10 protein-coding genes, 2 tRNA genes and 1 pseudogene are annotated in these 13,049 nt (G+C 68.2%); 5 read left to right on the top strand and 8 right to left on the bottom strand.

Annotation, left to right across the window (positions count from 1 at the left end; genetic code table 11):
* Positions 1 to 21 precede the first annotated feature (21 nt).
* Both ACLML9_RS03440 and ACLML9_RS03445 read right to left on the bottom strand, forming a co-directional pair.
* The gene (locus tag ACLML9_RS03440) at positions 22 to 915 is read right to left on the bottom strand and encodes an ROK family protein (RefSeq protein ID WP_411944091.1); all 894 of its coding nucleotides are present in this window, start codon (positions 913 to 915) and stop codon (positions 22 to 24) included.
* Between the two features lie 46 nt (positions 916 to 961).
* On the bottom strand, positions 962 to 1,213 hold the full coding sequence (locus ACLML9_RS03445; RefSeq protein ID WP_411944092.1) for a hypothetical protein: 252 nt from the start codon (positions 1,211 to 1,213) through the stop codon (positions 962 to 964).
* 493 nt (positions 1,214 to 1,706) lie between these two features.
* Here ACLML9_RS03445 and ACLML9_RS03450 point away from each other — a divergent pair, with 493 nt between their 5' ends.
* Positions 1,707 to 2,483 carry a MerR family transcriptional regulator gene (locus ACLML9_RS03450; RefSeq protein ID WP_411944093.1) on the top strand — a complete coding sequence of 259 codons (777 nt, stop codon included), beginning with the start codon at positions 1,707 to 1,709 and terminating at the stop codon, positions 2,481 to 2,483.
* Between the two features lie 41 nt (positions 2,484 to 2,524).
* Here ACLML9_RS03450 and ACLML9_RS03455 read toward each other — a convergent pair.
* Both ACLML9_RS03455 and ACLML9_RS03460 read right to left on the bottom strand, forming a co-directional pair.
* Positions 2,525 to 2,598, bottom strand: a tRNA-Pro gene (locus tag ACLML9_RS03455).
* Between the two features lie 655 nt (positions 2,599 to 3,253).
* Positions 3,254 to 3,324 (bottom strand) — tRNA-Gly (locus ACLML9_RS03460).
* Positions 3,325 to 3,806: 482 nt separating this feature from the next.
* On the opposite strand from ACLML9_RS03460, the gene ACLML9_RS03465 reads away from it, so the two are divergent.
* Positions 3,807 to 4,757: a diguanylate cyclase domain-containing protein gene (locus ACLML9_RS03465; RefSeq protein WP_411944094.1), complete on the top strand. Its 951-nt coding sequence runs from the start codon at positions 3,807 to 3,809 to the stop codon at positions 4,755 to 4,757.
* Positions 4,758 to 4,767: 10 nt separating this feature from the next.
* On the opposite strand, the gene ACLML9_RS03470 is transcribed toward ACLML9_RS03465, so the two are convergent.
* Positions 4,768 to 5,580 carry an Fpg/Nei family DNA glycosylase gene (locus tag ACLML9_RS03470; RefSeq protein ID WP_411944095.1) on the bottom strand — a complete coding sequence of 271 codons (813 nt, stop codon included), beginning with the start codon at positions 5,578 to 5,580 and terminating at the stop codon, positions 4,768 to 4,770.
* A 24-nt stretch (positions 5,581 to 5,604) separates the two neighbouring features.
* Positions 5,605 to 6,078 (bottom strand): ribose-5-phosphate isomerase, encoded by a 474-nt coding sequence (locus ACLML9_RS03475; RefSeq protein ID WP_411944096.1) that lies wholly within the window; start codon positions 6,076 to 6,078, stop codon positions 5,605 to 5,607.
* Between the two features lie 248 nt (positions 6,079 to 6,326).
* Between ACLML9_RS03475 and ACLML9_RS03480 the strand changes: the two genes are divergently transcribed.
* Positions 6,327 to 7,211: a M48 family metallopeptidase gene (locus ACLML9_RS03480; protein WP_411944100.1), complete on the top strand. Its 885-nt coding sequence runs from the start codon at positions 6,327 to 6,329 to the stop codon at positions 7,209 to 7,211.
* A gap of 45 nt (positions 7,212 to 7,256) precedes the next feature.
* Here the strand turns inward: ACLML9_RS03480 and ACLML9_RS03485 are convergent, their stop codons facing one another.
* Positions 7,257 to 7,904, bottom strand: coding sequence for a DsbA family protein (locus ACLML9_RS03485; protein WP_411944097.1), 648 nt, complete (start codon positions 7,902 to 7,904; stop codon positions 7,257 to 7,259).
* A gap of 214 nt (positions 7,905 to 8,118) precedes the next feature.
* Between ACLML9_RS03485 and ACLML9_RS03490 the strand changes: the two genes are divergently transcribed.
* Complete coding sequence (locus tag ACLML9_RS03490) at positions 8,119 to 9,339, top strand: NAD(P)/FAD-dependent oxidoreductase (protein ID WP_411944098.1); 1,221 nt, start codon at positions 8,119 to 8,121, stop codon at positions 9,337 to 9,339.
* 156 nt (positions 9,340 to 9,495) lie between these two features.
* On the opposite strand, the pseudogene ACLML9_RS03495 reads toward ACLML9_RS03490, so the two are convergent.
* Positions 9,496 to 10,329 (bottom strand): annotated as a pseudogene (locus tag ACLML9_RS03495) (phosphoribosylaminoimidazolesuccinocarboxamide synthase); the annotation flags it as partial.
* 114 nt (positions 10,330 to 10,443) lie between these two features.
* On the opposite strand from ACLML9_RS03495, the gene pepN reads away from it, so the two are divergent.
* Positions 10,444 to 13,011, top strand: coding sequence for an aminopeptidase N (gene pepN, locus ACLML9_RS03500; RefSeq protein ID WP_411944099.1), 2,568 nt, complete (start codon positions 10,444 to 10,446; stop codon positions 13,009 to 13,011).
* Positions 13,012 to 13,049 lie beyond the last annotated feature (38 nt).

A 13,049-nucleotide genomic window follows, 5' to 3' on the forward strand; every position in this document is an offset into this window, starting at 1 on the left:
CGCGGTTTCCGACAGGGAAATTCACTCACCCTGCGAGGTCAGGGCGATAACGCCCGCGCCGGCCAACAGGCCGAGATCCTCCAACTCCGACCCAACCACCCGCAGCCCGGTGAGGAACGGTAGCCGCGCGTGCATCGCGACGGCGTTGTGCAGTGGTTTCCACAGGGCCGATCCCGGCGTGGCGATCGGCCCGCCGATCACCACCCGGTCGATGTCGAGCAGGGGAGCCACCGAGGCGATCGCCCGGCCCAGCGCGGTACCGGCCCGCTCCAGCGCCGCGACCGCGGTCCGGTCGGACGCCTGCGCGTCGGCCGCCAGAGCCTGCAGCGAGTCCCCCTCCCAGCCCTGCTCGCGCGCCCATTTCGTCAGCGCCGCACCACCGGCCACCGATTCCAGGCATCCGCGCCCTCCGCATGCGCATCGCCCGTCGTAGCCGGGCACCAGCACATGACCGATCTGGCCCGCGTTGCCGGTACGCCCGACCACCACGAAGCCGCCGACCATCACACCGCCGACGATCGTGTCCGAGACATAGATCGACAGCGAGTCCATTACGTCTTGGGTGGCGCCGAAATGCCGTTCGGCCAGTGCCAGGCACACACCGTCGAGGGCCATCGCGACCGTCGCGGCGGGGAACAGCTTCTGCACCGCTTCCACCAGCGGGAAGCCGGATTGCCATTCCTTCACCTGATCCGGCGCCACCACACCGGAGGCCATATCGATCGGTCCGTTCGAGGCGATGCCGACCGCGGTGACATCTCGCCCGGCGGCGATCCGGAGCAGCAGCTCCCGAACCCGATCCCACGCCCCGGCACGCGGGATCGAAATCCGCTGGACCCGGTCGGCCCCGACGTCGTCGGCGATCTCGATCGCCGCGAACCGGGTCGGACCGATCTCCAACGCCAGGATTGTCATCTACGCACCACCAGAGCTAGAGCCGTGTTTGCCCCCGGAGCATAGTTCAGACAGCCGCCGACTCCGTCGGCCGAAGTGGGCGGCCCAGCACGATATGCCGTTTCGGAGCACCGGCGACCGCCGCGCCGTGCGTGGGGCGTGGGCCGTTGCGGATGATGCGCATCGGGCGTTTGTGGTCGATGGGCACGGTCCGGTGCCGGTCGAGATTCTCGATGACGTTGCCCGAGTTGTCGTAGGCGACGCCTGCCCAGATCATGGCTCGCGGTGCATCGCCCCGCTCGATGAGCGTCTGCGCCAACCGGCTGCACTGTACGAAAAGTGGGCACCCATAGCAGATGCGCACCGCTGAATGCCAGGCTTCCGGAGTCCCGGAGTCGAGGTCCCAGCTGTCCGGTACCTCCGCGCACGGCGGCCGCTGCGCCGATTTCGCAGGCGCCGGCAGCGGCGTCGCGGGAAGCCGGGAAGTAGTGGTGGCGCGGGGTGTAACCACGCTCAGGGAACGAACTCGCGTTGTGCTCATAGCCGTCTCCGGAACTGCCGAGGGCACGCCGGGGGAAACCGATACGTGTCCCGTTGGTCGGGCGGAACGTCAGGGCTGCTCAACAGTCCCCGGAAACCAGCTGATGTCAGCTGTATCACGCACGTTAGAGCACGGAAGGCCCTTCAGGCAAGGTCTCATGCCGTTAGGTAACGGGACGTTGACCTGTTTTTCACATCTTTTAGCCGCTGCTCAGCGGTTCGTTTGGTTACGGACCGTTTAACTACGGGCCCGATTATGGTTTCCTATACGTATGGCTGGCGAATCCGAGTACACGATCGACGAGCTGGCGCGGGCTGCCGAAACCACCGTGCGCAGTGTCCGCGTGTACCACGAGCGTGGGCTGCTGCCCTCCCCCGACGTCCGGGGCCGGATCGGCTACTACGGCTCGGACCACCTCAACCGGTTGCAGACAATCAGCCGTCTGCTCGGCCGGGGGATGAAACTGAACGGTATCCGGGAACTCCTGGCCGCCTGGGACCGCGGCGACGGCCTCGGGGACGTGCTGGGTGTCACCGATCAGACCGTCAGCACACCCGGACGGCAGGCCCCGGCCCCGGCGAAGCCCGAGCCCGAAGAGCCGGTCCATGAACTTCCCGAATACGTCCAGCAGGCACTGGCCGCCAGTGACGACCCCTTCGACGTGTACCGGGTCACCAACCCGCGCTGCAGTGATCTGGCCACCCGGCTCACCGACGCCGGTCTGCCCGCGGCCGCCACCTTCCATCTGGTCGAACGTATGCGCTCGGACTGCGACCGCATCGCCGACCGCTACGCCGCCGAGATCTTCTACGTACTGGCGAGCCGCGCCTACGAGCTATCGGAACGAAACCCCAAGGACCGCACCAAACTGGAAACCGACCTGGCCATCGCGCGGCTGATCGTCACCCGGGCCGCGTCCGAATTGATCGACCAGGCCTTCGGGCGCCGTGCGGAACTCCCGGCGCCCGATGTGGAGATCGGGCTTCCCCGCGCCGGTCAGCCGAGCGCGGTGAACGACGGGAAACAGCCGTCCCGGTCGCGAATCTGAGGGGCGGATCAGCGGCGCACGGCGGTGCGAACGAACATTTGTCGGGGTGACAGGATTTGAACCTGCGACCACCCGCTCCCAAAGCGGGTGCGCTACCAAGCTGCGCCACACCCCGTACTCTCCCCGGAGGGAAACGAGCACCGGTCCGGAACGGGTGACGGAAATCCAACCCGCACCATCAGCCCTCGGACGACGGCTCTTCAGTAGTACGGGACCTGCCCATATGCCAGAAAACCGCTGGTCGAACCGACTCTCGCTCCGCTCGATCGTACCCGATCGGGCCCGTGTGACCGAACCGATGTCCATACCGGCCGGATCTCACGATGTTCTCCCGTCCCCGTCGCCCGGGACGTTCGAACGAGAACAAGATGCCACGCATTCACGACGAAGGCAAACCACGCAACGGCGCTGCATCGACACGGTCGGCCGGGGAAGACCGTGGGCGCAAGGCCGGGCGGGCCCGTCCGGTGGCACCGGCACCCGGTCCGGGTGCGCTCACCGCTCGGCGGTGACCACAACTTCAGGGGCACAGCAATTCCGGCCTGCCCGGCCGACGGCCGTCTTCCCGGCATCCGGTGGGTAGGAAATGTCCGATCCGCTCCGGCGGTCGACGAAGAGGAACAACAGATACGCAACGTGTACCGGCCTCCGGCGCCCGGCGCCCTCGCGGCCGCAACCGGCGCTCGGTTCGGTTGCCGGCGCGGCCACCATGCCGGCGGCTTCCCCGCGAACCGGCGGTACCCGCCCTGATGGCAGGACCTTTTCGTGTGAGCGGGTGACGGGAATCGAACCCGCACCATCAGCTTGGAAGGCTGAGGTTCTACCATTGAACTACACCCGCATGCATACGACATCCATGGGATCGCCACGATATCGTGTGCACAGCGACTCTACCCAATCGTGGTTTCATTTCGCCAATCAGCCCCTCACCGGTACAGAGATCACCGGTGGCGCCGGGCCCGGCCGGGCTCTCACCGACTTACCAATAGCGGGAAAAGCAAATTCCGGGGCCCACCGGGCCGATCGCCGGACCGGGCACGGCACGGATATCTCTGCAAAGGTGTGTAACGCAAGCGATTCCGCGACGATAGGGGCAGAGATAACTGTTGTACCGGGCCCGGAACCTGTTCTAGAACGCAGGTCGGCGGGTTCCACCATCTTGCTACGATCTTCTTGCCGGACGGGGTATCTGGAAAGGGGGCGGTAGCGTGCACCCGACAAGGTGGACCATCCGCATAGCAGTACGACAGAGCCGGCTCAGCCCGGTACCGACGCGGCGGACCCTGATCCGCGGCGTGAGCTCCACCGCCGCCGGTGGTCGATATGACCACTGAGAGCCGGCCACCCGTCCGTTCCACGGCCCGGGAGTGGGCGCTGGCCGCCGGCGCCCAGCCCGACGCCGATATCACCGCCGCCGATATCGAACCCGTACTCGTCGAAATCCTCGAGCAACTTCTGGACCTCACCGTTTCCGATCCTTTCCCGATTCGTGCGGCCCGCCGGCTCGGCGCCCGGCTCTGTGCCGAACCGCTCCAGCAGGTCCGGATGCTCGCGCTGGTCACGCGCACCCTGCTCGGCTTTCCGGCCGGCCCGCGCGGCTCCCTGGTGGCGACCCGGTGGCCGTTGGTGGCCAGCCAGGCCATCGACAGCTATGCCCAGGCGCTCCAAGAGCTGGCCCTGGCCCAGCAGAAGAAGAACCTCTCCGACGAGGCCACCCAGCGGGTCCGCGAATTCGCCGCACTGCAGCAGCGGCTCGAACACGAGGCCACCCATGACGCGCTGACCGGGCTGGCCAACCGCACCCTGCTGCGCAAGCGGGTACGCATGATGGCCGAACAGGCCGACCGCGGGGTGGGTCTGCTGGTGGTGGATCTGGACCGGTTCAAGCAGATCAACGACAGCTACGGTCACGCGGTGGGCGACGAGGTGCTGGTCGAACTGGCCAAGCGGCTGCGGGAGGTGGCGCCACCGGGAGCGGTGGTGTGCCGCTACGGCGGGGACGAATTCGTGCTGGCGGCGGGGATGGCCGATAACCGCGTCACCGAACTGGCTCACGCCATCGTGCACGCGCTGAACGATTCGGTGTGGTCGTCGGTGGGGCCGGTACCGGTCTCGGCCAGCGTCGGCACCACCTATGCCCCGCCACAGGACCGCAGCGAACTGGCCGAACTGCTGCGCCGGGCCGATCGGGCGATGTACTCGGCGAAGACCGCGGGCGGGCGCCGCTACGCCGGGGCCGAAACGCTCGATACCGGTACGGCCGTCGCGGGCTGAACGGCGCGGTTCAGGCGGGTTGGCACTGCGCGCACCAGAACAGGTTCCGGCCCTCCAGCACCGTATGCCGCACCGGCCCGCTACAGCATCGGCAGGGTTCACCTGCCCGGCGGTAGACATAGGTGCGCGGCCGGTCCGCGGCGTAGGAGGGCGCCCCGTGATCGTGCTCCGGCCGCACGACGTGCATCTTCCCGCGGCGCACGCCCACCCGCATCAGGTCGACCAGGTCGGCCCACAGCGCCGACCACTGCGCGGCGGTCAGTTCCGCGCCCGGGCGTTGCGGGGAGATACCGTGCCGGAAAAGTACTTCCGCTCGATACACATTGCCTACTCCGGCGATCACCCGCTGATCCATCAGCAGGGATCCGATACTGCGCCGTGAGCGGCGGATCCGCACCCACGCCCGGTCCGGGTCGGCGTCCGGGCGCAGCGGGTCGGGTCCGAGGCGGGCGATGAGCGCCTCGGTCTCCGGCGGGGTGAGGATCTCGCAGGCGGTGGGCCCGCGCAGGTCGGTGCCGAACCCGCGGCCGTCGCGGCCCGGTCCGGTCAGCCGCATCCGGACCTGCCCCACCGGCTCGGGCATCGGCAGCTCCGATTCGCTGAAGGCGCCGTACAACCCCAGGTGGATGTGCACGTACAGCTCACCCTCGTATTCGTGGAGCAGATGTTTGCCCCACGCCTGGGAGCGGACGAGAACCCGGCCGTCGACCCGGCCGGCTCCCGTCGCGAACTTCCCCTGCGGGCTCGTCACCCGCACCACCGCGCCGGCCAGCCGCTGTTCGTGCCGGCGGGCGAGGCGGTGCAGGGTGTGACCTTCCGGCACCCGACTACTCGCCTGCCCGAAGGATCAGTGGGCGGGCAGCGCCGGCGGTTCGCCGGACTTCTCGTAGGCGGCGAGGATATCGATCCGGCGCTGATGCCGCTCCTCGCCGGACCACGGGGTCTCGATGAAGGCGTCCACGATCGCCAGGGCCTCGTCGCGCGAGTGCATCCGGCCACCGATACCGATCAACTGCGCGTTGTTGTGTTCGCGGGCCAAACGGGCGGTTTCGACGCTCCAGGCCAGGGCGCACCGCGCACCCGGCACCTTGTTCGCGGCGATCTGCTCGCCATTACCGCTCCCCCCGAAGACCAGCCCAAGGCTGCCCGGGTCGGCGACGGTGCGGCGGGCCGCCTCGATGCAGAAGGCGGGATAGTCGTCGAGCGCGTCGTAGACGAGGGCGCCGCAGTCGACGACCTCGTGACCGGCCTTTTCCAGGTGGTCCTTGACGGCGTTCTTCAATTCGAAACCAGCGTGATCGGCACCCAGGTATACGCGCATGGCTGCGATTCTGTCAGGCCCGTTACCGGGCGCCGACGGCGGGCGGGGTCACCGGGTCACTGCTTATTGTCGTGGGTATGCAGCCGCACGACCCTCAGCAGCCGTCCGGATCCGGCCCCGGCGCCGCCTGGTCCGCGAGTACACCGGAGCCCGGGCCCTACCCGTGGCTCACCGACCGCCCCGCCTCCTCCGTCCCGCTCCCGGGCGGGTATCCCCCACCGCCGGTGCCGCGGCACGAGCCCCGCGGGCTGTCGCCGTTCGGGATGCCCGCCCGGCACAGCTGGGAGATCCCGCTGCTGGTCGTGGTGATACTGCTCACCGTCGGCTCGTATCTGCTGGCTTTCCTGCTGCTGCTCCTCGGGCTGGTCAACCAGTACATCCTGCTCCTGGTGGCGGCCCCGCTCCTCCTCTGGTTCGGTCGGGGCGTCAACCTGTCGTCCCAGCGGGTGAACGGGGTGAAGATGTCGCCCTCCCAGTTCCCCGAGGGCTACCGGATGGTGCAGGAGGCCGCGGCCCGCTTCGGTATGGCCAGTGCCCCGGATGCCTACGTCGTGCTGGGCAACGGCCGGATCAACGCCTTCGCCTCGGGACACGGTTTCCGCCGTTACGTGGTGGTCTACAGCGATCTGTTCGAGATCAGCGGCGCCGCCCGGGAACCGGACGCCCTGGCGTTCATCATCGGTCACGAAGTGGGCCATATCACGGCCGGCCACGCCTCATACTGGCGGCAGCTCGGCATGTTCCTGGTGCCGTTCCTGCCGGTGCTGGGCAACTCGCTGATCCGCGCCCAGGAGTACACCGCCGACAACCACGGTTACTGCCATAGGCCGCAGGGGGCACCCGCCGCGATGGGCACCCTGGCGGCCGGAAAGTACCTGAACTCGGTGGTGGGGTTCGACGAGATGGCCGACCGCGCGGCCCAGGAACGCGGGTTCTTCGTCTGGCTGGTCAATGCGATGGCCTCGCATCCGGTGCTCACCTGGCGCATGTGGGCGCTGCGTGACCGCAGCCGGCACGGGAAGCTGTTCTGGCGGCCCGACCCGGCCCCGCCGCGGTTCGGCCCGCTGCCCGGGCAGCCACCGCCTCCCGGGCACGGCGGCGACGCGGTCGCGCTGTCGAAAGCGCCGCGCTGACCCGGGTGGGTTGCGGCTTCCGAGCGGAAACCGCAACCCCGCGGCTCAGTCGAATTCCGGGCTCTCGTCCCGGGTGCGCTTGAGTTCGAAGAAGTGCGGGTAGGCCGCCAGCGTCACCACGGCGTCCCACAATTTGCCCGCTTCCTCACCGCGCGGGATACGGGAGAGCACCGGGCCGAAGAACGCGACCCCGTTGACGTGGATCGTCGGCGTGCCGACATCCGGGCCGACTTTATCCATCCCGGCGTGGTGGCTCTTGCGCAGCGCCTCGTCGTATTCACTGCTCTCGGCAGCGGCCGACAGTTCGGCCGGCAGCCCGGTCTCCACGAGCGCGTCCGCCACGATCGCGGCGAAAGTGCCCGAGCGGTCGTCCTCGCGCTCGAACTCGGCGCGGCGATTGTGGAACCGGGTCCCCAGCGCGGTGTACAGGGGCGACAGGATCTCCTCGCCGTGCTGCTCGGCCGCGGCGACGGCCACCCGTGCCGGCCCCCAGGCGTAGGTCATGAGCTCCTGGTACTCCGGGGGCAGATCGCGCCCCTCGTTGAGCACCGCCAGGCTCATCACATGGAACCGTGTCTCGATATCGCGGACCTTCGCGACCTCGAGGATCCATCGGGAGGTGATCCAGCACCACGGGCACAGCGGGTCGAACCAGAATTCGGCAAGGTCTTTCTTCACGGCCGAGTCGGGCACGTTCGTTCCTCTCCACAGGTCGGCGGCGGATACCACCCACCGCCACGGTTACCGCCGCAGTGCCGGCCGGTCGCCGGACACAGGCGCTGTAACGAGCAACCCCGCCCGGTGGATTTTCGTTCCCGAACCGGCCGGAGATGAGTGCTGTCCTTTGTAGGCTGACGGGAGGATTCGGATCGTCGCTGGAACCGCCCACCACAAGGGAGTATCAGCCATGACCTCTGCGCAGCATTTCGTCATCGCCGGCGCCGGCCTGGCCGGGGCGAAAGTCGCCCGGGCGCTGCGAGACAACGATTTCGACGGGCACATCACTCTGATCGGCAGAGAGGATCGACTGCCGTACGAGCGGCCGCCGCTGTCCAAGGAGTACCTGGCCGGGACGAAACCGGTCGAGGAGTTCACCGTGGAGACCGCGGCCTGGTACCGGGACCACAATGTGGATCTGCTGCTGGGCACCGAGGTCACCGCGATCGACCGGGCCACCCGGACCGTGGCGTTGCCCGACGGATCGACGCTGGAATACGACAGACTCGCGCTGGCCACGGGCGCGGAGTCCCGTGTCCTGCCCATTCCCGGCGCCGATGCCGAGGGTGTGTACACCCTGCGCACCCTGGGCGAATCGGATGCGCTGATCGAGCTGTTCCGCACCGCCCGGCGCCTGGTGGTCATCGGGGCGGGCTGGATCGGGCTCGAGGTCACTGCGGCGGCACGCGCCGCGGAAGTGGCGGTCACCATCCTCGAAACCGGCTCCGCGCCCCTGGTGGGCGCACTCGGCCCGGAGATGGGCGAGGTATTCGCGCAACTGCACCGCGGCCACGGGGTCGACCTGCGTTTCGGGGCGCGGGTCCAGCAGATCACGACCGCCGACGGCCGGGCGACCGGTGTCGCGCTCGCGGACGGTACCGAATTCGGCGCGGACGCGGTCCTGGTCGCGGTGGGGGCCCGGCCGAATATCGAACTCGCCGAAGCGTCCGGTCTGCTGACCGGGAGCGGTGTCCTGGTCGATGCGAGCCTGACCAGTAGCGATCCGAATATCGTCGCGGTGGGCGATATCGCCGAGCAGGACCACCCGGTACTGGGCCGCCGTATCCGGGTGGAGCACTGGGCGAACGCATTGAATCAGCCCGCGGTCGCGGCCGCGGCCATGCTGGGCCGCGCCGCGTCCTACGACCGGCTCCCCTACTTCTTCACCGACCAGTACGACCTCGGGATGGAGTACACCGGGTTCGCCGCACCGGGCGACTACGAGCAGGTGGTCGTCCGCGGTGACCGCGACGGCCTGGAATTCGTCGCGTTCTGGCTCGATCCCCAGCACCGGGTACTGGCGGGAATGAACGTGAACGTGTGGGATGTCGGTGACCGGATCAAGGAGCTGATCCTCTCCGGCGAACCGGTCGACCCGGCCCGGCTGGCGGACCGCTCGACGCCGTTATGATATGTGACCCACATCACTTCAAGGCGATACCTGGCGTGCCGGAATCAACGACCCGGCTCCGGCTTCGTCGTGAGCGCGCCGGGCAGGCGGCCGAGCCGAATACGACTACCTCACGCTACAAGCGGCCCTGCTCCGGCACCGCGCCTCACACCCCGGCTACCCCCAGCTGCGGCCGGTGATCAGCTCGTAGGCTTCGACGTATTTGCGGCGGGTCGCCGCGACGATATCGGCCGGGATCTCCGGGCCGGGCGGTTCCTTGTCCCAGCCGGTGGAAGTGGCCCAATCCCGGACGAACTGCTTGTCGAACGACCGCTGCGGCCGGCCGGGCTCCCACTCCGCGGCCGGCCAGAAGCGGGAGGAATCGGAGGTCAGGAGTTCGTCGCCCAGGGTGAGGACGTCACCGTCCCAGCCGAATTCGACTTTCGTATCGGCGATGATCACACCGCGTTCGGCCGCGTAGGCCGCGCCCCGGGAGTACAGGTCGAGGGTGAGGTCACGCAGTCGCCCGGCGACCTCGGCACCCTCCTGCGCAACCACCTCGTCGAAGGTCATGGGCTCGTCGTGGCCGGTATCGGACACTTTGGTGGTCGGGGTGAAGATCGGTTCGGGAAGTTTGTCGCCTTCGCGCAATCCCTCGGGCAGCCTGATCCCCGAGACCGAACCGGTGCGCTGGTAGTCCTTCCATCCCGAGCCCACCAGGTAGCCCCGGGCGACACACTCCACCAGCACCATCTGTAACGGCTTCACCCGCACGGCCCGGCCCGCGAACTCCGGCGGCACATCCGTAGCGGAGAGCACATGGTTGGGGATATCGGCGAAATACTCGAACCACCAGTTGGACAGCCGGGTCAGCAGGGCGCCCTTGTCCGGGATCGGAGTGGGCAGCGAGACGTCGTACACCGAGACCCGGTCCGAGGCGACCAGGAGCAGTGTGTCGCCGTCGGTGTACAGGTCGCGCACCTTTCCGGCGTGCACATGCTTCACGTTATCGCTCCGATCCTGGTGGTGTGGCCGGCGAGATCGACTCCCGCGCGGGCAACCTTACCGGCGTGGCATTGTGGACAACGCCCGTGCCCGTTGCACTCGTGTCCTCGAAGGAGCCCGATGTCCGCACCGAACCTCACCCGCGAACAGGCGATCGAACGCGCCGAGGTCGTCTCGGTCGAGAACTACCGCATCGACCTCGATCTGACCGACGGGGCGGGGAAACCGGGCGAGCAGACGTTCCTGTCCCGCAGTACGGTCACCTTCACCGCGAAACCCGGTGCGTCCACATTCGTCGATATCGTCGCCCGGGGAGTGCGTTCGGCGGTGCTCAACGGCACCCCGCTCGATATCGACCGCTACGACGAGTCCACCGGCCTCACCCTCACCGACCTCGCCGAGCGCAACGAACTCGTAGTGGAGGCCGACTGCGAGTACTCCCACACGGGTGAGGGCCTGCACCGGTTCGTCGATCCGGCCGACGACGCGGTCTATCTGTACTCGCAGTTCGAGACGGCCGACGCCAAGAGGATGTTCGCCTGCTTCGACCAGCCCGACCTCAAGGCCACCTTCGATATCGAGGTCACCGCCCCGGCGGATTGGAAGGTCATCTCCAACGGCGCCGGCACCGTGGACGGCGGAAAGCACCGATTCGCCACCACTCCGCTCATGAGCACCTACCTGGTGGCGCTCATCGCCGGTCCCTACGCCGAATGGACCGACACCTACACCGACGAGCACGGCGATATCCCGCTGGGCATCTACTGCCGCGCCTCGCTGGCCGAACATATGGACGCCGACCGGCTGTTCACCGAGACCAAGCAGGGTTTCGGTTTCTACCACAAGAACTTCGGCGTCCCGTACGCATTCGGGAAATACGATCAGCTGTTCGTCCCGGAGTTCAACGCCGGCGCCATGGAGAACGCGGGCGCGGTCACCTTCCTCGAGGACTATGTCTTCCGGTCGAAGGTCACCCGGGCCTCCTACGAACGGCGCGCGGAGACCGTACTGCACGAGATGGCGCATATGTGGTTCGGCGACCTGGTCACCATGAAGTGGTGGGACGACCTGTGGCTCAACGAATCCTTCGCGACCTTCGCGTCGGTGCTGTGCCAGGCCGAGGCCACCGAGTACACCAGCGCCTGGACCACCTTCGCCAATGTCGAGAAATCGTGGGCGTACCGACAGGATCAGCTGCCCTCCACCCACCCGATCGCCGCCGATATCCCCGATCTGGCGGCGGTGGAGGTGAACTTCGACGGCATCACCTACGCCAAGGGCGCGAGCGTGCTCAAACAGCTCGTGGCCTACGTCGGGCTGGAGCCGTTCCTGGCCGGTCTGCGCGCCTACTTCGCCGACCACGCCTACGGCAACGCCACCTTCGACGACCTGCTGGCGGCGCTGGAGAAATCCTCGGGTCGCGACCTGTCCACCTGGGGCGCCCAGTGGCTGAAGACCACCGGCCTCAATATCCTGCGCCCCGAATTCGAGGTCGGCGCCGACGGCACGTTCACCTCCTTCGCGGTGGTCCAGGAGGGTGCGGCGCCCGGCGCCGGAGAACAGCGCGTGCATCGCCTGGCCATCGGGGTCTACGACGACCGCGACGGCAAACTGGTACGCACCCGGCGGGTGGAACTCGACCTGGACGCCGCCGAGCGCACCGATATCCCCGAGCTGGTCGGTACCGAACGCGGAAAGTTCGTGCTGGTCAACGATGACGATCTCACCTACTGCTCGGTGCGCCTCGACGCCGATTCGCTCGATGTGCTGGTGAACCGGATCGGCGATATCGCCGATCCCCTCCCCCGCACCCTCGCCTGGTCCGCGGCCTGGGAGATGACCCGGCAGGCCGAATTCCGCGCCCGCGATTTCGTCGCGCTGGTCCAGCAGGGTATCGGCGCGGAAACCGAGATCGGCGTGGTGCAGCGGCTGCTCATGCAGGCCAACACCACCCTGCGCAGCTACGCCGATCCGGCCTGGGCCGAGACCACCGGCTGGCCGGAATACGCGAACCGGCTCCTGGAGCTGGCGCGCGAAGCGGCGCCCGGATCCGATCATCAGCTCGCGTTCATCAACGCTCTCACCGGCGCCAAACTGTCCGCCTGGCACAGTGAGGTGCTGCGCGAACTGCTCGATGGCGATCCGGCGGCCGTCGGCCTGCCCGGCCTGACCGTCGACACCGACCTGCGCTGGCGGTTGCTGACCGCCCTCGCCGCGGCCGGGGAGATCGACGCCGACGGCCCGGACACCCCCACCATCGATGCCGAACTGCGCAACGACGAAACGGCGGCCGGCCGGCGGCAGGCGGCCACCGCGGCCACCGCGCGCCCGCTGCAGCAGGTGAAGGAATCGGCGTGGGAGAGGGTGATCGGCGACGATTCGGTCCCCAACATCACCGCCCGTTCCATCGTCGGCGGTTTCGCGCCGGCCGGACAGGACAGCTTGCTGGCGCCCTTCGTGGCGCGGTATTTCGACGAGATCCCCGCGGTCTGGGAACGCCGGTCCAGTGAGGTCGCGCAAACCGTGGTGGTCGGGCTGTACCCGGCCTGGGATATCAGCGACGAAGCCGTCGCCCGCGCCGACGAATTCCTCGCCGCCGACCACCCGCCGGCCCTGCTACGCCTGGTGAGCGAGGGCAAAGCGGGGGTTGAACGGTCACTGCGGGCCCGCGCTTTCGATATCTCCTGAGCTCCGGACAGCGAACGGCGCGTCAACCACGGGTGGAC

This window comes from Nocardia sp. NPDC002869, from assembly GCF_046764065.1.
Classification (GTDB): domain Bacteria; phylum Actinomycetota; class Actinomycetes; order Mycobacteriales; family Mycobacteriaceae; genus Nocardia; species Nocardia rhamnosiphila.

What these genes read in the sequence shown, in the direction of transcription:
- ACLML9_RS03490 (WP_411944098.1), top strand. Translation starts at nt 8,119, where the DNA reads ATGACCTCTGCGCAGCATTTCGTCATCGCCGGCGCCGGCCTGGCCGGG.
- ACLML9_RS03440 (WP_411944091.1), bottom strand. Translation starts at nt 915, where the DNA reads ATGACAATCCTGGCGTTGGAGATCGGTCCGACCCGGTTCGCGGCGATC.
- ACLML9_RS03475 (WP_411944096.1), bottom strand. Translation starts at nt 6,078, where the DNA reads ATGCGCGTATACCTGGGTGCCGATCACGCTGGTTTCGAATTGAAGAAC.
- pepN (WP_411944099.1), top strand. Translation starts at nt 10,444, where the DNA reads ATGTCCGCACCGAACCTCACCCGCGAACAGGCGATCGAACGCGCCGAG.
- ACLML9_RS03450 (WP_411944093.1), top strand. Translation starts at nt 1,707, where the DNA reads ATGGCTGGCGAATCCGAGTACACGATCGACGAGCTGGCGCGGGCTGCC.
- ACLML9_RS03465 (WP_411944094.1), top strand. Translation starts at nt 3,807, where the DNA reads ATGACCACTGAGAGCCGGCCACCCGTCCGTTCCACGGCCCGGGAGTGG.